The organism is Lacrimispora sp., assembly GCF_046972725.1.
In the GTDB taxonomy this organism is placed as follows: Bacteria; Bacillota; Clostridia; order Lachnospirales; family Lachnospiraceae; genus Lacrimispora.
This window is the reverse complement of the sequence record NZ_JBKVXF010000002.1, coordinates 178,155-198,215: the sequence shown is the minus strand read 5'-3', so window position 1 is coordinate 198,215 and position 20,061 is coordinate 178,155. Positions and strand designations below refer to the sequence as shown.

19 protein-coding genes are annotated in these 20,061 nt (G+C 45.1%); all 19 read right to left on the bottom strand.

Features of this window, described 5'->3' with window-relative positions:
- Positions 1–21: 21 nt before the first annotated feature.
- Positions 22–1,206, bottom strand: coding sequence for a thiolase family protein (locus ACLTWA_RS09090; RefSeq protein WP_412327382.1), 1,185 nt, complete (start codon positions 1,204–1,206; stop codon positions 22–24).
- Between the two features lie 227 nt (positions 1,207–1,433).
- Positions 1,434–2,759 (bottom strand): ATP-binding protein, encoded by a 1,326-nt coding sequence (locus ACLTWA_RS09085; protein WP_412327381.1) that lies wholly within the window; start codon positions 2,757–2,759, stop codon positions 1,434–1,436.
- Positions 2,760–2,767: 8 nt separating this feature from the next.
- Positions 2,768–3,511: a LytR/AlgR family response regulator transcription factor gene (locus ACLTWA_RS09080; RefSeq protein ID WP_412327380.1), complete on the bottom strand. Its 744-nt coding sequence runs from the start codon at positions 3,509–3,511 to the stop codon at positions 2,768–2,770.
- A 431-nt stretch (positions 3,512–3,942) separates the two neighbouring features.
- Positions 3,943–4,698: a LamB/YcsF family protein gene (locus ACLTWA_RS09075; RefSeq protein ID WP_412327379.1), complete on the bottom strand. Its 756-nt coding sequence runs from the start codon at positions 4,696–4,698 to the stop codon at positions 3,943–3,945.
- Positions 4,699–4,725: 27 nt separating this feature from the next.
- Positions 4,726–5,532: a putative hydro-lyase gene (locus ACLTWA_RS09070; RefSeq protein ID WP_412327378.1), complete on the bottom strand. Its 807-nt coding sequence runs from the start codon at positions 5,530–5,532 to the stop codon at positions 4,726–4,728.
- Between the two features lie 20 nt (positions 5,533–5,552).
- A complete protein-coding gene (locus tag ACLTWA_RS09065) occupies positions 5,553–6,593 on the bottom strand; it encodes a biotin-dependent carboxyltransferase family protein (protein WP_412327377.1) in 1,041 nt (346 codons plus the stop codon).
- 4 nt (positions 6,594–6,597) lie between these two features.
- The gene (gene pxpB / locus ACLTWA_RS09060) at positions 6,598–7,284 is read right to left on the bottom strand and encodes a 5-oxoprolinase subunit PxpB (protein WP_412327376.1); all 687 of its coding nucleotides are present in this window, start codon (positions 7,282–7,284) and stop codon (positions 6,598–6,600) included.
- A 5-nt stretch (positions 7,285–7,289) separates the two neighbouring features.
- Positions 7,290–8,363, bottom strand: coding sequence for a DUF4392 domain-containing protein (locus tag ACLTWA_RS09055; protein WP_412327375.1), 1,074 nt, complete (start codon positions 8,361–8,363; stop codon positions 7,290–7,292).
- 37 nt (positions 8,364–8,400) lie between these two features.
- Positions 8,401–9,258, bottom strand: coding sequence for an aminotransferase class IV (locus ACLTWA_RS09050; protein WP_412327374.1), 858 nt, complete (start codon positions 9,256–9,258; stop codon positions 8,401–8,403).
- A gap of 12 nt (positions 9,259–9,270) precedes the next feature.
- Positions 9,271–9,969: an ABC transporter ATP-binding protein gene (locus ACLTWA_RS09045; protein WP_412327373.1), complete on the bottom strand. Its 699-nt coding sequence runs from the start codon at positions 9,967–9,969 to the stop codon at positions 9,271–9,273.
- Entirely contained in the window at positions 9,962–10,765 is an 804-nt protein-coding gene (locus ACLTWA_RS09040) for an ABC transporter ATP-binding protein (RefSeq protein WP_412327372.1), read from the bottom strand. Before ACLTWA_RS09040 ends, ACLTWA_RS09045 begins: the two co-directional genes overlap by 8 nt.
- Positions 10,766–10,767: 2 nt before the next feature.
- On the bottom strand, positions 10,768–11,793 hold the full coding sequence (locus ACLTWA_RS09035) for a branched-chain amino acid ABC transporter permease (RefSeq protein ID WP_412327371.1): 1,026 nt from the start codon (positions 11,791–11,793) through the stop codon (positions 10,768–10,770).
- Positions 11,794–11,803: 10 nt separating this feature from the next.
- Positions 11,804–12,694 (bottom strand): branched-chain amino acid ABC transporter permease, encoded by an 891-nt coding sequence (locus ACLTWA_RS09030; RefSeq protein WP_412327370.1) that lies wholly within the window; start codon positions 12,692–12,694, stop codon positions 11,804–11,806.
- An 87-nt stretch (positions 12,695–12,781) separates the two neighbouring features.
- Positions 12,782–13,984 (bottom strand): ABC transporter substrate-binding protein, encoded by a 1,203-nt coding sequence (locus ACLTWA_RS09025; protein WP_412327369.1) that lies wholly within the window; start codon positions 13,982–13,984, stop codon positions 12,782–12,784.
- A 571-nt stretch (positions 13,985–14,555) separates the two neighbouring features.
- The gene (locus tag ACLTWA_RS09020; protein WP_412327368.1) at positions 14,556–16,202 is read right to left on the bottom strand and encodes an ABC transporter substrate-binding protein; all 1,647 of its coding nucleotides are present in this window, start codon (positions 16,200–16,202) and stop codon (positions 14,556–14,558) included.
- 36 nt (positions 16,203–16,238) lie between these two features.
- Positions 16,239–17,234: an ABC transporter ATP-binding protein gene (locus tag ACLTWA_RS09015; RefSeq protein WP_412327367.1), complete on the bottom strand. Its 996-nt coding sequence runs from the start codon at positions 17,232–17,234 to the stop codon at positions 16,239–16,241.
- A 26-nt stretch (positions 17,235–17,260) separates the two neighbouring features.
- A complete protein-coding gene (locus ACLTWA_RS09010; RefSeq protein ID WP_412327366.1) occupies positions 17,261–18,229 on the bottom strand; it encodes an ABC transporter ATP-binding protein in 969 nt (322 codons plus the stop codon).
- Between the two features lie 13 nt (positions 18,230–18,242).
- The gene (locus ACLTWA_RS09005; protein ID WP_412327365.1) at positions 18,243–19,091 is read right to left on the bottom strand and encodes an ABC transporter permease; all 849 of its coding nucleotides are present in this window, start codon (positions 19,089–19,091) and stop codon (positions 18,243–18,245) included.
- A 15-nt stretch (positions 19,092–19,106) separates the two neighbouring features.
- Entirely contained in the window at positions 19,107–20,060 is a 954-nt protein-coding gene (locus tag ACLTWA_RS09000; RefSeq protein WP_412327364.1) for an ABC transporter permease, read from the bottom strand.
- Position 20,061 lies beyond the last annotated feature (1 nt).

Sequence of the window (20,061 nt, the reverse complement as noted above, 5' to 3'; positions counted from 1 at the left end):
CTTCCTTTCCCTGAAACTTTATTAAACGAGTGCATTTTCCACCAGCATGGCAATTCCCATTCCTCCCCCAATGCATAAGGATGCGACTCCATAATGTGCGGATCTTTCCCTCATTTCGTGTAACAGCGTGACAAGTATCCGTGCTCCGCTTGCTCCCAATGGATGGCCGATTGCAATGGCCCCGCCATTTACATTGAGCTTTTTATTGTCCACTCCAAGTTCTTTTGATACGGCCAGTGCCTGTGCGGCAAAGGCTTCATTTATTTCAAAAAGGTCAATTTGATCTATGGATAATCCCTGTTTTTTAAGAAGGGTCGCAATTGCTTTTAACGGGCCGATTCCCATGTATGCAGGGTCCACACCAACCAGAGAATACCCCTTGATATAAGCAGACGGTTTTAAATCATGCTCCCTGCATTTTTCTTCGGAGGCCACAAGCATTGCTGCTGCACCATCGGTAATGGGAGATGCATTTCCAGCGGTGACGGTTCCATTCTGTTTGAAAACGGTCCTTAATTTGGATAGCTTTTCTATTGAGGTATCTGATTTGACGTGTTCGTCCCTGGAAAAACAGATTTCTTCTTTTTTCTTTTTGACGGTTACAGGAACAATTTCCTTTTCAAATGCATTCCGATTCTGGGCATCCGCTGCCTTTTTATGGCTGATATAGGAGAATTCATCCTGCTCCTGCCTGGTGATATTATATTTTTCTGCAACATTCTCTGCAGTAATCCCCATATGGATATGATTGACCGCGCAGGTAAGACCGTCACTTAACATACTGTCTAACAGTTCTCCATGCCCCAGGCGGTAACCATTTCTGGCATTCTTTAAAAGATAAGGTGCTCCTGACATGTTTTCCATACCACCGGCCAGCACAAGATTTCCCTGCTCTGCCAAAATGGAATCGTATGCCAATGCAACGGCATGAAGTCCGGAACCGCAGAGAGTATTAATGGTTGATGCAGGCGTTTCAATGGGTACACCTGCATTTAATGCAGCCTGCCTGGCAGGATTCTGTCCGTTCCCTGCCTGGAGAACATTCCCCAAAAAAACTTCATCAATGAATGAACTCTCTAATTTACTTTGATCAAGACATGCTTTGATTACGGCTGCTCCCATAGCCGGAGCATCTAAAGATGAGAGAGTTCCGTTAAACGAACCGACAGCGGTTCTTAAAGGGCTTACCAATGCTACTTTCTTCATAGTCGATCATCCTTTCTTTTCGTTATCAGCTGCCTTACATCCTCTTCTTTTTGTAATTCCTGTGTCATATCATTTGCTCCTTTCTGCCTGCACTTTGTTTACAGTTGTATTTTCCTACTGCAGATATTTAATTTCAATATAGGGGAGCATAACTTACAGTTTTCTGTGTCTGATTTACAGAAAAAGGAGCTAATACAAGTATTAGCTCCTCAATTGCAGGCTTCCTTTTACAGGGAATTCTCTGCCTTATTAAAGATGATCTTGCAGCTGAATTCCTGATCGTGCTCTTCCAAAACCATGCTCCCATGATACTTTTTAATTACATTTTCTACATTTATCAGACCGATTCCATGATTTCTGCCTTTTTTTGAAACCGGCTTTCCCATATGCCATTTATCAATGGGCATTGTGCTGTTACTGATTTTAATAACTATAAAATCATGATATTTATCCAGCTTTATTTTAATATATTTATTTTTTTCCACGGATTCACAGGCTTCCATTGCGTTATCCAGTAAATTACCGAAAATGGTGGTAACTTCAATGGGTTCCATAAAGCTTAAATCAACAATGCCGATGTCCAGCTTGAATGCAATGTTACGGAGAACTGCGATTTTCTTTTTATCGTTTAATATGACATTTAAAATCGGGTTGTTTGTATATTCCTCCAAAGTTAAGGGCAGCAGCATCTGGCTGATTTCCTGTGTATAGGTGATTGCCAGATCCTTTTGGTTTGTCTGATAGATGTTTTCTATCATTTTCAGATGCTTATTAACATCATGAAGTATTTGAATGGATTCATTGTATTTTGCCTCCTGCGCTTCGTAAAATTCATACTGGAGCAAGGACTGCTGTTCCAAAAGTTTCAGTTTCACCTTTAACTGGTTGTTTTCTTCCGCAAACCTGGCAAAATATAAAAAATACAAATCTGCGCCCAGCATGCAGCCCATATTCACAAGTATCCATACATGCTCTGCTTTACTGGTCATCTTAGAAATAACCAGAAGAATCACTGCTAAATTGGCACTGCTGAACAAAACGATGATCAGTTCGATCAGGCATTGGGTCCTGGTAAATCTTACGTTAAAATCTTCTCTCCAAATCTTTGTAATTACCAGATAATAAAACACCAGAACTATTAATTTGGAAAATGTTATCTTTATACTTTCAGCCATTATGGTATGGATATCTGATATATGTAATTTATAGAATAAAAAGTTCAATAGCTCCACGCCGGCAGCTTCGGCGATAGCCAATAATAATATTAAAATAATCACTTCCACCAGCCGGTATCGGATTGTTTTGCTTTTATTATTAAAGGCGGAAAGATTCATAATGCTGATCACTGCCATCCAGGTGATTATATTGAGAACTGGCTGTTTAAAAAGGTTTATGCAGACACAGACCAGAAAGACACCTGCTTTTATAAAAAAATACAGCCAGTGACTTTGGTATGACCTTTGATTTCTTTCTTCCACAAATTGAAACGTCACCACACAATCAATCAGGCACGAAACCACAATTCCACATACAAAAAAAATATAATTTTCCATAGTCTCACCTAAATATAACTCAGAATGAACTGATTGAGTTTTTTTCTGAAACTGGCTGACCGTTTCTGCGAAACAGGAATGATTTCATCGTTAGTAAGACAGATTTCATACCCTTTTATTCTTTTTACATGCCGTAAATTCACCAGAAAACATTGATGGCAGATCTCAAAATGATGTTCCATCATCTTTTCTGCAAGATCTTTCATCTGATCTTTAAAAAAATACTCTTTATTTTCCAGCTTTATTTTGATCTTCCGGTCAAAATATTCAAAATAAAAAATTTCCCTTACTTCAAAATCCCTGATTCTGGTTTCCACTTCTCCTTCTGCAGTAATTTCCATTATTTCAAATTTAACTGTTTCTGACTGTTCATGTTCTTCCTGGATATATTGTAAAATCTCGTCAAGCTGCTTTTCTGCCTTATCCCGTGTCACTGGTTTTTCCAGATATGCAAATGCATGCACATGATTGACTGCCTGCTTGCAGAACTGCTTATAGCTGGTAGTATAAATCACTTTCACATTCCGGTTCTCTTCCCGTATCTTTTTCCCAACGATAATCCCATTGATTCCACTTAAACCAATATCAAGAAATATCAAATCAAAAACTTTATGTATCCCCAGCAGTTCTTCTCCCGACTGAAAGGTATCCACTTGACAGGGAATCCGCCTGGCATTCATATAATCTTTAATCAGAGCCACCATTTTTAAAGTATCCTTTTTGTCATCATCGCAAATAGCTATGGAAAACATTCATATCCTCCTGTTGTCTCTTATTATGCTTCGTTTAAGTAAGGGTAGCAGTACTATCTTTTTAAAATCTTTTATAGCTGTACTCTTATTCTAACACTAATTAAGACAAAATTTTAACAACGTAAAAATCAACCGTTTCCATGTAAGTTTTTATTAAAAATACAAATACTAATTACCGTTCGGGGCATGAAAGAACAAAGACAGAACGAATCCTGCGTATGGATAGAAAAACAGAAAGATGAGAAACGAAAGAGCTTTAAAAAATTTTATATGAGTGGATATTTTTATATACCGGAAACATGGGAGTAAAGATTTTTATGAAACAGATATTCAGAAGATGAAAATAGAAATGGTTGATACAAAAGGATCATAAGGGCAAGGCTGGCTGGCAGCCTTTATGGCTGCATCGCCAGCAAACCATTATGCTTCCATTAAAATCCTGACACTTCGATTCCTTTCACCGCCAGACCTTCCCGTATCTTTCTTACAAAAGCAAGGGCTTTTTTCCCATCTCCGTGGACACAGACGGAATCGGCTTCCATGGAAATATCATTTCCATCGATGGCCTTTACCTTTCCCTCCTTTGCCATGCGGATCGCCCGGCTGACGGCTTTTTCCTCATCCTCAATCATCGCACCCTTCTGGCTTCTTGGAACCAGTGTGCCGTCGCTCTGATAAGCCCGGTCTGCAAACACTTCACTGGCATATGTAAGCTCATAATCTTTTGCAGCACGGATCATCTCACTGCCGCTTAAGGCTAAAAGAACCAGGTTTTTGTCAACTTCCCTGACTGCCTGGCAGACAGCCGCTGCCAGCTTGTAATCCTTCGCCGCCATGTTATACAGGGCGCCATGAGGTTTTACATGGTACAGTTTTATGGAAGCACTGCTGCAGAATGCCTGCAATGCTCCGATCTGATAAGTCACACAGGCCTTTACCTCTTTGGGGGAAAGACTCATATTTCTTCTTCCAAACCCGGAAAGATCGGGAAATCCTGGATGGGCTCCCGCTCTCACTCCATGTACCTTGCATAAGGCCACCGTCCGCTCCATCACCAAAGGATCCCCGCCATGGAAGCCGCAGGCAATGTTGGCTGAGGTTATAAGCGGAAGGATTTCTTCATCCATTCCAATCTTATATGCACCAAAGCTTTCTCCCAAATCACAGTTTAAATCAATGGACCCCATAATCCATCTCCTTTCCTCACAGATGCATCAGCTATATTTTAACTTTACATTTTTGACATCCGTGATAAACATATGTCCCGGAGCATGAGTAATCACAAAGGGCGGGCGGCTGTTCATGACGACTGCCTGAGGCGTTACTCCGCAAGGCCAGAACACAGGTACTTCTCCCTCCTTTATGGTGACAGGATCCCCGTAATCCGGCTGCTCCAGATGATTGATGCCAATGGTCTCCGGATAGCCGATCTGTATTGGAGCACCATGTACTTTCGGCATTGCAGCGGTAATGGCAACCGCCATGGGTACCTGGCTGTGGGGAACGGGCCTCATACTTACCACCATATTACCGGAAAATACTCCAGCCGATGCACAGGTAATGTTGGTATTGTACATAGGAACATTTACCCCTTCCTCAATCTGCCTGACCGGTATTCCGGCTTCCAAAAGCTCGGCTTCAAAAGAAAAGCTGCATCCAATCAGAAAACTTACCAGCTTTCCCCTGGTTTTCTGGTATTTTTCAAAGAGTTCGGATACATCTTCCGATTCCCCTGTAAGAACACCGTCTTCATAGATCCGGTAACCGGGAATATCTTTTGTAATGTCACTACCTTCTGCAGTCAGAGGGAAGCTCCTGCTGCCTGCATCCGAGACTTCTAAGAGCGGACAGGCACGGGGATTCCTCTGGCAGAACAGCAAAAAGTCCCATGCCAGCGCTTCGGGAAGAATGACCAGATTCCCCTGGGCATAACCGGCGCACATTCCAGTGGTAGGCCCATTGATGATACCTTCCCGAATGAGTGTTCTTACCTCTGCAGGTTTATGATTCTTATAATCCATATGGCGTTCCTTCCCTTCTGTTAAGTGTTTATCAAGCTGGGGACCAAGTCTGTGAGCCGTTCTTTTAAGAATAAAAGCTTTTTTTCTTCTCTGCGGCAGGCAGCCACCCCTTCCTTTGGTGTCACAAAGCAAAACGTCACAAAATCACCCGGCCGCTGCTGAGCCAGCGCCGGAATGTCTGCGCTGATCACCGTGGCAATCTTTGCATACCCTCCGGTCGTCTGGTGATCTGCCATCATGACCATCGGAAGTCCGGAGGCGGATACCTGGACGGAACCTTCTGCAATTCCGTCTGAAATAATATCTGCCCCGTTCCCCATCTCAATGACCGGACCTTCCAGTCTGCAGGCCATTCGGTCACAATCGTTTGACAGGCGGTAGGGGGTCCTTAAAAAGGTCTTTTTCCCTTCCTCTGTAAATGCCTCATCCTGAGGTCCTTTTACCGCCCTTAAAAGGACAAACCGTTCCTTTCCATAAAACCGCCAGGGGGTGTAAGTCCTTTTCAGCCACGGCTCCTCTTGTCTGATGGATAATTCATTTTCTTTCCCTTTTATAAGTTCCGTAAGCGATCCAATCTGCTCCGCCGTTTTTCCTGTAGGCAGAATGTCCCCGGCACGGAGCGGCCTGCCGTTCAATCCGCCCACTTTGCATTTTAAATTGGTGGAACGGCTTCCCATAATGAGTGGAACAGAAATTCCTCCATATACCCCAAGATACGCTCTGAGGCCGGATGCGGCATACCCAAAGCTTAGAATATCTCCCGCTTTTGCAAGCACCGGACGGTACATGGAAACCGGCCTGCCGTTTAAGGAAGGGCTCATATCCGCACCAGTCAAAGCAAATATCTCCGGGGATGTGAAACGGAGTTCTCCTCCGCTGTATGTAAATTCTATCACAGCAGTCTGGTCATATTCTGTCAGATTTCCTGCAAGCAGACTGGCAAGCTTCATGGAATATTTATCACATGCCCCGCTTTCCTGGAATCCCAGGCTTTGATACCCTCTTCTCCCTAAATCCTGTACGGTGGAAAGAGGCCCGGGCAATACGATTTCTAACGCCATTTTGTCACCTCATTTCCTGTGTGCGCCTGATTTCATCAAACTCCCGGAGACTGATGGGAACAAAGCGGATGGTATCCCCGGCTTCATAAAGCCTTTTCTGCCCATTTTCCGGGTCAAAAAGGCAAAAAGGGGTTCGCCCGATCAACTGCCAGCCCCCCGGGGAGTCCATGGGATAGATTCCGGTCTGTTCTCCGCCGATTCCCACAGAGCCTGCCGGAATCAGGGTTCTTGGAACGTTTAAACGGGGAGTTGCGATCCGTTCATCCATGCCTCCCAAATAGGGAAATCCGGGAAGAAAACCAAGCATATATATGCGGTAATCTCTGCCGGAATGGATTCTTATGACTTCCTCTTCCTTTAAGCCTGCATGTTCCGCTACAAAAGAAAGATCAGGTCCAAAACTGCCGCCATAGCACACGGGTATTTCCACCAGTGCGCCAGACTGCTCCCGGTTTTCTGAGCCGGAAAATGACAGATTGGATATGTAATGGAACACCGCATCGTAATCCGTAACCATGGGATCGTAATAAACCAAAAGGGAGCAAAAGGCAGGTACGGTTTCCAGAATTCCTTCCATCTCTGAGGAAAGAACCTTTTTGTTGAACTCCATGACCTTACGGTTTACGGATTCGTTGATAGAATCCCCCAGTTCGACCAATACGGCACGGTCTCCCACTGCCTTTATTCTCATAAACCTTACCCTCTTTCTCTGAAAAATCCTTTTTCCAGCACAGGACCGAACCAGTGCTCCGAATTCTTGGAATAACGGACTGCGTAAGCGGTGCACTGCCGCATCAGGCTCACGATCCCTGTGTTCATCCTGGTATTGAATCCGTCAATACCAGGGAGAAGGGATCCGGTCATATCCACAAGCCCGCTCCGGGAGGCTACCCGCATTACCTCTGCCTCCATCTCCTCCCGGTGAAGGATTTCCATGTCCCTCTTTAAATAGGCAAGGGCTGCCATCATTCCATAACAGCCCCAGTCCGAGCAGGTGGCTGTGATGATATGATCAGCGCCGCTTGCAGACAGGATTCCTCCTTTGCAGCCGCAGATACATTCTCCCGGCCCGGTAAATGGAACGTATTGAACAATATGGCCGGCGATGGCGCCCATTCCGATCTCATTTCCCAAATCCCCGATGGCAATATTTAAGACTTTTTTTTCCCGGAGCATTTCCCACAAAACATCGCTTTTTGCTTCCAGCTCCGATACATCCTTTCCCACTGCGTTATGGTAAACTCCAAAAAGGTTTGCCCCCGGGGCTTCTACCGATATCACTGCGGACGGCATAGACTCCTTAATCATCCACTCTGCTTCAATCTGTGCTCTTGCGGAATTCTTCGTAAAGGAAAATACTCCCATGCTGTAAGGCAGCTCTTTCACCACGTTTAAATCCTCATAAATATGAAGTCCCACCACTCCTGCACACTTTTTTACCGGTTCCACGCATTCCTCCGGGCACACGATCACCGGTTTTGCATTAAATGCAAGAACCAGGGACCGGGCAAGTAAAAGGGAACTCACCATCCCATCCATCTCCGGCTCTTTATGGGGCAGAAGAACAAATCCCGTAAGAATATAGACCAGATCATTTTCCTTTACGGTTTCACATAGCTTCTGGGCTGCTCTCATAGCCAAAGGTTCTCCCATCTTAGCCCGGCTTCCGGCATAGAGGATCCGGCACACCCCATAGCCTCTGGGATCCAGATTCATTAACGCATCCAGATTTTCTCCTACATTTCTTTTTTCCAGCTCCGCTCTTTCCATAATGTCCTCCAAAAGCGCATGATCTGCGCCATATCAATCAGTCAAACAGGCTTTCCTTTCCGGTGTAAGTCAGATATTCTTTAATGACCTCCTCCTGCAGCTTTTTTAATGTTACAGGGTCCTTTCCTCCTGCAGCTTTTCCGTCCACTTCATTTGCATGGAGGCAGAAATTGGAGGAGGATGTCACAATGATTTCATCTGCCTCCATCAGCTCCCCTAAGGAAAAGGGCCGTTCCAGCACCGGAATGCCCAGATGGTAGCAGGCCTCAATCATATGGGTCTTTGAAATCCCCCTCAAAATCAGATTGTCATTGGGATGGGAATAAAAGATTCCGTCTTTTAAAATGGATACATTGCTGTGGGCACATTCCGTCACAATGTCCCCCCGGTGGAAAACGGTCTCATCAGCTCCTTTTTCCCTGGCCTTTTGGGACGCCATGACAGAGGGGATGAGATTTAGGGTCTTTATGTTGCAGTGAAAAAATCTGGTATCCTCCATGGTGATCAGTTTAATGGGAGCATCGGGATCTTTCAGCTTGTTGGGACGGATCATGACCCATAGCTTCCCTTTCATTTCTTCCTCATACACATGGTTTCTGGCTCCTGCCCCCCTTGTCACCTGCCAGTAAACAAAATGAGTGTTTCCCTCCACTTTGGAAAGAAGCTCTGTCAGCAGCCGGCCAAATTCCTCCTTTTCCATAGGAATCTTAATATCCAGTGCCCTTGCACTGGAATAAAAGCGGTCCAGATGATCCTTAAGCAGATAGACCTGATGGTTTCCTCCTACGGTAGCGTCATAAACGCCGTCTCCAAAGAAATGTACCCGGTCATTAAAGGGGACCGTTAATTCATCCGGAGTTCCGATTATACCATCATAATAAGCAAGTTCTTTCATATTGGTTTCCTCCTATTGTCCCAGATATGCTTTTTTTACCCGCACATCCCGTAATAAATCTCCGGCCTTTCCTTCCATGGAGATTTTCCCCGTTTCCATTACATAGGCACGGTTTGAGATGGACAATGCCATTTTTGCATTCTGCTCTACCAAAAGTATGGTGATGCCATTTTTATTCACTTCTTTGATGATGGAAAAAATCTCTTTGACTAACAAAGGCGATAATCCCATGGACGGCTCATCCATTAAAATCATCTTAGGCTTTGCCATCAGCGCACGGCCAACGGCAAGCATCTGCTGTTCTCCGCCGGATAAGGTTCCGGCAAGCTGTCTGCGCCGTTCCTTTAACCTTGAAAAACGGTCATATACAGAGGCCATTGTGGCAGCCATATCCTTCTGATCCGTAAATGCTCCCATTTCCAGATTTTCCTCCACCGTCATCTGGGGGAAGATATGCCTTCCCTCCGGCACATGGGCAAGCTTTAAGCTGATGATCCGGCTGGGTTCTGTTTTCCTTAAGTCTGCACCGTCAAAAAGGATCTCTCCCTCATCGGCCTTTTTTAATCCGGAAATGGTTCTTAAAATCGTAGTTTTTCCTGCACCGTTGGCTCCGATAAGAGAAACAATCTCTCCGTCATGAACCTCTAAGGAAACACCATGGATGGCTTTAATGGCTCCATAGGAAACTGCCAGATTCTTAACCTCAAGCATCCTCCCCCACCTCCTCTTCTTTTCCCAGATATGCTTCTATTACCTTCTGGTTATTTGCTATTTCTTTTGGAGTTCCTGATGCAATGGTGGTGCCGAAATCAAGCACCGTGATCCGTTCACAGATCTTCATGACCAGGCTCATATCGTGCTCAATGAGAAGGACCGATATCTTAAATTCCCTGCGGATATAGTTTATGATTTCCAAAAGCTCCTCGGTCTCCGTAGGATTCATCCCTGCTGCCGGCTCATCAAGAAGAAGGAGCTTCATATTGGTCGCAAGGGCTCTTGCGATCTCTAAGCGGCGCTGTTCTCCATAAGGTAGATTACCGGCTTCACAGTCTTCCTTTCCGCTTAAATGGACAACCTTTAAAAGTTCCCCGGCCCGCTTTGTCAGCACCTCCTCCTGCTTCCAGTACCTTGGAGTACGAAATACCGCATGAACCAGCCCATAAGACAACCTGGAGCTCATAGCCGCTTTTACATTGTCAATGACTGACATCTTCTTGAATAACCGAATATTCTGGAAGGTCCTGGCAATGCCTGCTTCTACGATCTGATGGGTTTTTTTCCCATTCATACGCTGGCCGTTTAGATAAAAGGATCCTTCCGTTGGCTTATAGACTCCGGTAATCATGTTAAATACTGTAGTTTTTCCAGCCCCATTTGGCCCGATCAATCCGACCAGCTCCGATTCTCCGATCTCTAAGTCAAATCCATCCACAGCCTTTAAGCCGCCGAACCGGATTCCCAGATTCTGAGCCATTAACACAGGAGTCTTTTTTTCTGAATCCGTCATTTTTACGCACCTCCATTCGCTTTCGCTTTCTCTTTTCCGGACTTTTTATCTTTGCCCTTAATCCCGGCCAGATGCTTGAACAAGCGGGTCAGGGAAAATTCCCAGGTTCCAAAAATACCGCCCGGTTTAAAGATCATGACCAGCACCAATACCACGGAATAAGCAAGCATCCGGTATTGGGAGAACTGACGGGTCATTTCCGGCAGGGACGATAAAAATGCGGCTCCGATAATAGAACCGGTGAAAGAACCGGTTCCGCCGATAATGACCTCGGAAAGCAGCTCTGCAGAATACATAAAGTTGAAATTGGTAGGAATCATGGCAGTCATGTAATGGGCATAGATCCCTCCTCCCACTCCTGCAAAAAAGGCGGCTACCGTAAAGGTCAGCACCTTATAGTAGGTGACATTGATTCCCGAAGCGGAGGCTGCGATATAATCCTCCCGAATGGCTTTGACGGTCCTTCCAAACCGGCTTCGTACATACATAAACATCGCGCATACACAGGCCGCCATAATCCAGTAGCACCAGTAAAAGTCAGACAGCTTTAAGATTCCGCTCATGGTCTTTCCTCCTCCGGTGATGGCAAAATTGCAAAAGCAGACCCGGATGATCTCTGCAAACGCCACCGTAACGATGGCAAGATAATCCCCTCTTAAGCGGAGAGCCGGTATGCCAACCAGGATTCCGGTCACTCCGGCAGCAGCTCCCCCTGCCAAAAGTGCCACCATAAACAAAGCCAGATCCGGCAGCCCCTTTCCCGTAAGAGCATTTGATACGATGGCAGACGTATAGGCTCCTACCGATACAAATCCTGCATGGCCCAGGGAGAACTCTCCCATACAGCCAACTACCAGATTTAAAGAAGCTACCATTATAATTGTATAGCAGGCGGTGGTGCATATTCCCTTAATGTACTGGGTGGAGTCTCCGAATATCCTGGATTCAAAGAGAAGGACAAAAAGGAGGAACAAAGAGAGCACACCAAAAAAATTAAGGATATAAGACAACTTATATGATTTTCCCATGGTGCACCTCCTAAACTTTTTCGCCAACATTCTTACCCAGAATGCCGGACGGTTTTACCAACAGGATGACAATTAAAATGGCATAGGTAATGGCTTCATACCATCCGGGAGCAAACAGCTTGACAAATATCTCGATGATCCCTACTAAAACCCCTCCAAGCATGGCTCCCGGAATGATTCCGATTCCGCCCAGGACAGCAGCAATGAATGCCTTAAGCCCCATCATGGAACCCATATCATTTGTGACCCGCGGATATTTTGTGCAGTACATAAGGGCTGCGACTGCCGCTAAGGCAGAACCAATGGCAAAGGTCACGGTGATGACTTTATTGACATTGATCCCTGCCAGTATGGAAGCATCCCGGTCCTGTGGAACCGCACGCATGGCCTTTCCCATTCTGGTATTTTTAATAAAGAGCTGAAGTCCTGCCATCATGACCACACCGATCAATATAGTCAGAATCACATTTAACGGAAGAGCTGCTCCCATCACATCGATGGTGGGGAAATCAAATATCTTCTGGACATTCTGAGGCTTTGCACCAAACAGTACCATTGCCAGATTTTCCAAAAACAGACTTACGGCAAGAGCCGTGATAAGGGCTGACATGGAACCTGCTTTCCGCACTGGTTTATATGCCACCACTTCAACGATAACACCAACTGCAGCACAAACAAGAATTGCCAGGAAGACGGATAGCCAGGCGGGCATACCTGCATGAATCATTAAGGGAATGGTATAAAACAAAGTGTAAGATCCGATCATGATGAAATCGCCGTGTGCAAAATTTATCATGCGGATAATCCCGTAAACCATGGTATAACCCAGAGCGATCAAAGCATAGATGGCCCCCTGGTTCAACCCGTTAATCACGCTTTGTAAGAATAATGAAAATGTCATAGGCGGTTTCCTCTCTCTCTCAAAAGGAAAATGTGCAACAAAGACGCTGTCCGGGCCTTCATGCACATCTCCTGATTTTTTACTCTGTTAATTCTTAGTGCCTTCCGGTGACAGGGTCATAAGCCACTTCACCTTGCCGCTTTCATAGGTATTGATGGCTACGGATTTTTCCGGATCACCATTTTCATCAAGAGTAAAGGTTCCGCCCACTCCGGTAAAGGTCATTCCTGTCATTCCTTTTACCAGGGAGGCCGTATCAGCAGCGCCGCCGTTTTTCGCTGCCTCAACAAGCATGTAGATGGCATCATAGTAAAGGGCTGCACATGCATTCAAACTTTCAGCTCCGTACTTTTCTGTATACTTGGAAACAAAGTTGGAAACTGCCGGAGCCGTGTCTTCGGAGGAATAGTGATTGGTAAAATAGCAGTTAATGAATTTCTCTTCAAATCCCTTCGTATCCGCTCCATCCCAGCCGTCGCCTCCCATGATGGCTCCGTCAAAGCCGGAATCCCTTGCTGCACTTACCAAAAGCGGGACGGTATCAAGAAATGCCGGATAGAACAGGAAATCCGCTCCCTTTGCCACAACCTGAGAAGTCTGGGAGGAAAAATCCGTATCTTTCGTGGTACACTCACCCGTATAGACGATTTCGATTCCGTTTGCTTCTGCATTTTCGATGAAGGCATCTTTTAAGCCATTGGAATAATCATCATCCTTTGCATAGATGACCGCCGCCTTTTTCCAGCCCTTTTCCTTGGCAAACTGAGCCGCCATCTTGCCCTGATAGGGATCGATAAAGCAGTCACGGAAAATCGTAGGACCTTTTAATGTAATATCTTTATTGGTAGCTCCGGTTGCAATCAGGAGCATATTGTCCTTTGATGCCTGCTCCGCCATCGGAAGGGTCACGGATGAGAAAAAGCTTCCTACCACCGCATCCGGATTCTCCTTGATCAGGCTGTTGTATGCATTAATGGTCTGTTTGGCATCGCTGGCGTCATCGGCCATCTTTCCTCCGTTAATGATCTCCACCTTGTACTCCGAATCACTGGCATTAATCTCCTCGACTGCCATGGTAATGGCATTTTGGGCTCCCTCTCCATAGATTGCAGAGCCTCCGGTTACCGGCCCGATGACTCCGACCTTAATAAGTTTTTCTTCAGAAGCCTCCTTTGTCTCCCGGATGGTTTCCTTGCCCGCTGAACTTTGCTGAGCCGATGAGCTGCAGCCGGCAAGAACGGTGGCAGCCATTGTTCCTGTCAGAACGAGAGATAATAATTTCCTTTTCATATACAGTTCCTCCTCTTACTTTTGTCATATAAACGTTTTCAGGAAATAAAAAAGGAGATTTTCCCATCATGATACAGGGGAAAACCTCCTCGTTCTCCTTTTGATCCCGGTCTGAACGCAAAACCAGGCTCTGAAAAGCGAAAAAAGCCGCAACCGCACCTCCTGCGGTTGAGACTCCTTCGTTCTCTTGTTTGATATGTTGGGTGAATTATAGCACTTGTCTTTTAAAAACACAATACATTTCAAAAAATCCAATATTTTTTGTGAAATATAGATAATTTCCCACAAGGTATTTCTTCATTATCATAGTATGCTTTTAAATATCTAATTTATTACTGTTTTTTTTTATAATAACTGATATATGTTACTTAATTATCTAAACCGTTATATTTTTTATAACTATATGCGAAAAAACATTGTTCAAGAACCAGACAGCAAAATCTAATTGTACAGCTCTTACTTTTATGCTTTATTTTCATTACTTCCCCCTCACCTTTTTACATAGAAAACAGCATAGGCAAATCTACCTATGCTGCTTTCTTTTTGTAGCTGCAATCCTATAAAAATTAATTTAATTTTGTATTTTCCATGTCCACACCGGCAGATTTCCCAGTCCTATATCTTCCAGACCAATCCCATCTCCCAGCCTTTTATTGAATGCATAGTCTTCGTATGTACCAGCATAGAAAATAATCGGTTCCTGCTCTCTCCATTCTTTCTGCATATCCATAACAACCTTGACTCTGTCTTCATCGGTTTCCGCTTTCATAAATTCATTATAGTAATCATCCCAGGTCGAATCCGGCCAATTGATAAAAGAGGCGGCTTCATTGGTCAGCATGCTTTTTAGATACATTGGATTGGACTGCATCGTCATATTTACCAGGCCCATTTCGGTAGTTCCGTCATAAAAACCGGCAAACATGGTTGCCGCTTCCTCAACCTTAATCTCGGTCTTTAATCCTATGGCCTCAAAATTCTGCTGCATAATGTTAGCAACCTTTTCCCTTATACCGGAAGGGGTATGCAGCGTAATTCCCTTTATAAGATCAATCGAACCATCGGCTGCTGCAGCTTCCAATATTTTTTTTGCTTTTTCCGGATCATACTGATAGGTCATGGAAGTATCATGATACTTGGTCCCGACCATAATTGGAGACTCAAGGGGTGTAGCCTTCTGGAGCATCTTACAGATGGCATCACGGTCAATGGCCAGATCAAGTGCCTGACGGACTCTGGGGTCAGAATAAGATAAATTGTTTACCATCAGCATATAAGGCTGAGTTGCCACCTCCATATGTGCAACATTAAGGTTACCTGCACCTTCCAGAGAATTGATATCATCCACGCTCATCGGCGGGTATGCCAGATCAATGTCTCCGGCTAATAAGGAAGAGGCCATATTGGAATTAGCCATCACAGTAATCTTAAATTTTGAAAATCCGGGAGCACCCATATAATATTTCTGATTGGATGCCATCACCAGTTCACTGCCGGCAATCGTACTTTCAAACACCAGAGGGCCGCTGCCTACCGGCTGATTCCAAAGTGTATTGGATACGTAGTCCGCTGGTGCAACATCCTTTAACAGATGCTCTGGAAGGGGCTGGTACAGATACATGTACGAGGGGAATGTTACGTCCTCTGAAATCGGTCCCTGGAACGTATAGCGAAGTGTATAATCATCGATTGCTTCTGCACCTACCTCTTCTGCGGTTTTACTCTGCTTCCCGCTTTTATCCACTCCGGTGAGAATGCTATACATAAATGTATGATTGGCTGTACATGCCGGATTGGTGATCATTCTGGCTGCAAACACATAATCTTTTGCTGTGACCGGCTCCCCATCACTCCAGACAGCATTCTTATTCAGGTTAAATACTATGGAGAGTCTGTCATCTGAAATTTCCCAGCTGTCTGCATTCCTGGGCGTCACAGTTCCATCCATAGACAGGTAAAACAACCGGTCATACAAAAGCTCCAATACCAGCTGGCTGTAATATCCGCCGCTTGCCCCATTGTAAGGAATCAAATCAGCCCAGGCCGATCCCATTCCCATGGTGACCACCATATCCGATGCAGTGCCGCTTTCGGCAGTTTTTGCTGAATTTTCTGACCCTGCTGCTGCCGAATTCCCCTTACAGCCAGTCACCATAACTGAGGACAATATAACTGCCAATGCCAGGGACGCTGCTCTTACAAGCCGAATTTTTTTCATAGTTAGTTCCTCCTCTTTATTAAGCTGATTCCGTTTTTACCTGAATGAATTTGCCGCAATTTTCTCTGCATAGGGGCAGGCCGCCAAATGCCCCTTTCCCATATCTGTCAGTTGATGCTCCATACTGGAGCAAGCTTCTGCTGCAAAGGGGCATCGGTTATGGAACCTGCATCCGGAGGGCGGATACAAGGGACTGGGGACATCCCCTAACAGATTAATCCGTTTTTTCTCTCGTTCCACATCCGGCACCGGAATGGCGGATAAAAGTGCCTGGGTGTATGGATGAAGCGGCTGATGAAAGATTTGTTCTTTACTTCCGAACTCAACGATCTGCCCTAAATACATGACTGCAACTTTATCGCAGAGATACCGTACCACACTCATATCGTGAGAGATAAAAAGATAGGAAACTCCTGTTTTCCTCTGTGCCGCCTTCATCAGATTCAGTACCTGGGAGCGGACTGACACATCGAGAGCTGATACCGGTTCATCACACACGATAAACCTGGGATTTAATATCATCGCCCTTGCAATTACCACTCTTTGGCGCTGGCCTCCAGATAACTCATGAGGTAATTTGTAAAACTGATAATCCCCCATTCCTACAAACCGGAGCATTTCTTCCGTTTTCTTTACCTTTTCTTCTTCCGTTCCCATCTTATATGCATCAAGCGGAGCCTTTACCGTTTCAAAAATCGTCTTTCTCGGATTCAGGGAAGCATAAGGGTCCTGAAAAATGATCTGCATATATTGACGGTAAGGGCGAAGCTCTTTTCTGTTTTTTCCCACTATTTCACGGCCTTCAAACTGAATGCTGCCTGAGGTGGCCGGATGTAATGACAGGATCGCGCGGCCCAGAGTCGATTTCCCGCAGCCGGATTCCCCAACCAGACCAATGGTTTCTCCGGAAAGGACTTCTAAATCCACTCCATCCACAGCTTTCAAAGTCAGTTTTTTCCTTCCTGGCCCTCCCTTTACAGAAAAATACTTTTTCAAATCTTTTACAACCAGCAGTGACTTTTTTTCTGTCATGATATAACCTCCTTATTCTGTAAGGGTCAAAAAAGAAAGCATTTTACCTGATGCCCTTCCTCCAGCTCCTTAAGCACCGGTGCCTCCTGTCTGCAGCGGTCCATACAATGGCTGCAGCGGTTACTGAAACGGCATCCCTTTGGCATCTGGTCCAGGGAGGGAACCGTTCCTTCAATGGTCTGCAATTCTTCCATATCCTGATCCAGTCTGGGAATGGATCTTAAAAGTCCTATGGTGTAGGGATGCAAAGAATTTTTAAATATGGACTTCACGCTTCCATATTCAACAACCTCACCGGCATACATAACCATTACATTGTCTGCATTTTCCGCCACCACCCCCATATCATGGGTAATGAGTAAGACCGCCGTGTTCATCTGATTTTGTAAATCCCTCATCAGCTCCAATACCTGAGCCTGGATCGTCACATCAAGAGCAGTCGTCGGCTCATCTGCAATTAACAGAGCCGGCTCAGAGGATAATGCCATGGCAATCATAACTCTCTGCCGCATTCCTCCAGATAAGTTGTGAGGAAATTCGTGCATTCTCTGTTCCGGCGATGGGATTCCAACTTTTTCCAGCATCTTAGCGGACTTCTCCCATGCCTCCTTTTTGCTGATCGCATTGTTTGCCTGATACATTTCCACCAATTGATCCCCGATCCGGTATACCGGATTCAAAGACGTCATGGGCTCCTGAAAAATCATAGAAATTTTATTTCCTCTGACCGTTCTCATTTCCTTTAATGACAGCTTTGTTAAATCTTTGCCTTCAAAATGAATGCTTCCTTTGGAGATCACAGTGGTCCTTTCCGGCAATAGCCGGAGAATGGTATTTGCCGTAACACTTTTTCCACAGCCGGATTCCCCAACGATTCCAAGAGTCTCTCCTTCTTTTACAGAAAATGTTACATCCTCAATGGCTGTCAGGGTATCCGTTTTACTTACCCGGAATTTCACCTGAAGGTGCTGTACATCCAATACTGTTTCCGCCATAACCGCCGCCTCCTTACAATCTCTTCATTTTAGGATCGAGAGCATCCCGAATTCCTTCACCGATAAAATTGATACATACTATGGTAATTACCAGACAAAGACCTGCCGGAATCCATATCCACCATCTTTTTGTTAATACAATCAGGCTGGTGGCTGCCTGAATAATATTTCCCCAGGAGGCCTGGGGAGGCTGGACTCCCGCGCCCAAAAAACTTAGTGCTGATTCCGTTATCATGGCATTGGAAATACGGAATGCAAGCGTTGCCCACAAGGGGGCTATGGAATTGGGGAGTATGGTTTCAAATATTATTTTCCGGTCACTGGTTCCAATGGCATACTCTGCTTCCACATATTCTTTACTGCGTACTGACAATACATTGCTGTAAATCAATTTCCCAACCGCCGGCCAGTTTAAAACGCCTATTAGTAAAATAATAATCGGAATGGAGGAACCGAATACAGCAACAAAGACAAGAATTAATACCATAGCAGGAAAAGACATAAAGATATCTGCAAAACGCATAACCAGTGTCTCAATCTTTCCTTTGTAATATCCTGCCATCAGTCCCAGGGGAAGTCCAATGGCTACACTTACCCCGGTTGCAAGAAAGCCCATCAGGATAGACACCCTGCCGCCGCTCAGCACACGGGCCAGAATATCACGCCCAACTTCATCTGTCCCCAGCACATGCCCCGCTCCCGGCGCCTGGTTAAACGCAGCACTGTCAATCGCATTGGGGTCGATGTTCATTAACACAGGAACCAGCGCAGCAACCAGAATTTCCAATACGATGATAATCAGGCTGAGGACTGCCAGTTTGTGCTTTTGGAAATGTTTTATAAATTCACTTTTTCCTTTCACTTATAAGCACCCCCTTTAATCCAGACGGATGCGCGGATCCAAATAAGCATAAATCAGATCAATCAGCAGATTGGCAATCAAAACCGCACCTGCAATCAATATGGTAATCCCCATAATGGTATTGTAATCACGCTGGCTGATAGAAAGTATCAGAAGGCTCCCCATGCCGGGCCAGCCAAATACCTGCTCTGTTACGGTTGCTCCTCCAACCAGCAGCGGAACTGTCATACCAATGGATGCTACAATCGGTATCCATGCATTCCTGAGAATGTGTTTTACGGTAACAACTCCTTCTTTCAGACCTTTGGAACGGGCGGTTTTCACATATTCTTCATTTAACACATCAAGCATGCTTCCCCTCGTTTGTTTGATAAAATTGCCTAATATCTGTATCACCATAACAAAACAGGGAAGGATCAAATGTTTCAACAGATCAACCATGTCATTGCCTTTGTTTCCGGAATACATTCCCATTGCAGGTAAGACTCCCAGTTTCACAGAGAAAATATAAACAAGAATCAGTGCAATAAAAAAGTTTGGTGCAGCCGCTCCCATAAAAGAGAGGAAGGAAGAAATATTGTCCCATACCGAGTAGGGCTTTACTGCTGCCATGACTCCCACCGGAATGGCGATTAAAAGCGATACCCCAAGGGAAGATAATGATAAGATCAAGGTAGGTACGATACGCTCGGAAATCAGATTCCATACCGGCTGCTGAGTTCTTGTGGATATCCCAAAGTTCCCCTGGAACACTTGGGCCAGCCAGGTAACATACCGGATTACAAGCGGTCGATCCAGTCCGTACTGAGTCCTTAAAGCCGCTTCTGCTTCTTCGGTCAGCTCTCCGCCTGCTTTAATCATATCCAAAGGGCTTCCCGGCGCCATATTGGACAAGAAAAAAACAACGGCTGTTATAATTAAAAAAGTAGGAATTGCCTGCAAAAATCTTTTTAATATATATTTAGCCATA

Coding starts and splice junctions, on each gene's coding strand:
- ACLTWA_RS09090 (WP_412327382.1), bottom strand. CDS start 1,206: ATGAAGAAAGTAGCATTGGTAAGCCCTTTAAGAACCGCTGTCGGTTCG.
- ACLTWA_RS09085 (WP_412327381.1), bottom strand. CDS start 2,759: ATGGAAAATTATATTTTTTTTGTATGTGGAATTGTGGTTTCGTGCCTG.
- ACLTWA_RS09080 (WP_412327380.1), bottom strand. CDS start 3,511: ATGTTTTCCATAGCTATTTGCGATGATGACAAAAAGGATACTTTAAAA.
- ACLTWA_RS09075 (WP_412327379.1), bottom strand. CDS start 4,698: ATGGGGTCCATTGATTTAAACTGTGATTTGGGAGAAAGCTTTGGTGCA.
- ACLTWA_RS09070 (WP_412327378.1), bottom strand. CDS start 5,532: ATGGATTATAAGAATCATAAACCTGCAGAGGTAAGAACACTCATTCGG.
- ACLTWA_RS09065 (WP_412327377.1), bottom strand. CDS start 6,593: ATGGCGTTAGAAATCGTATTGCCCGGGCCTCTTTCCACCGTACAGGAT.
- pxpB (WP_412327376.1), bottom strand. CDS start 7,284: ATGAGAATAAAGGCAGTGGGAGACCGTGCCGTATTGGTCGAACTGGGG.
- ACLTWA_RS09055 (WP_412327375.1), bottom strand. CDS start 8,363: ATGGAAAGAGCGGAGCTGGAAAAAAGAAATGTAGGAGAAAATCTGGAT.
- ACLTWA_RS09050 (WP_412327374.1), bottom strand. CDS start 9,258: ATGAAAGAACTTGCTTATTATGATGGTATAATCGGAACTCCGGATGAA.
- ACLTWA_RS09045 (WP_412327373.1), bottom strand. CDS start 9,969: ATGCTTGAGGTTAAGAATCTGGCAGTTTCCTATGGAGCCATTAAAGCC.
- ACLTWA_RS09040 (WP_412327372.1), bottom strand. CDS start 10,765: ATGACGGATTCAGAAAAAAAGACTCCTGTGTTAATGGCTCAGAATCTG.
- ACLTWA_RS09035 (WP_412327371.1), bottom strand. CDS start 11,793: ATGGGAAAATCATATAAGTTGTCTTATATCCTTAATTTTTTTGGTGTG.
- ACLTWA_RS09030 (WP_412327370.1), bottom strand. CDS start 12,694: ATGACATTTTCATTATTCTTACAAAGCGTGATTAACGGGTTGAACCAG.
- ACLTWA_RS09025 (WP_412327369.1), bottom strand. CDS start 13,984: ATGAAAAGGAAATTATTATCTCTCGTTCTGACAGGAACAATGGCTGCC.
- ACLTWA_RS09020 (WP_412327368.1), bottom strand. CDS start 16,202: ATGAAAAAAATTCGGCTTGTAAGAGCAGCGTCCCTGGCATTGGCAGTT.
- ACLTWA_RS09015 (WP_412327367.1), bottom strand. CDS start 17,234: ATGACAGAAAAAAAGTCACTGCTGGTTGTAAAAGATTTGAAAAAGTAT.
- ACLTWA_RS09010 (WP_412327366.1), bottom strand. CDS start 18,229: ATGGCGGAAACAGTATTGGATGTACAGCACCTTCAGGTGAAATTCCGG.
- ACLTWA_RS09000 (WP_412327364.1), bottom strand. CDS start 20,060: ATGGCTAAATATATATTAAAAAGATTTTTGCAGGCAATTCCTACTTTT.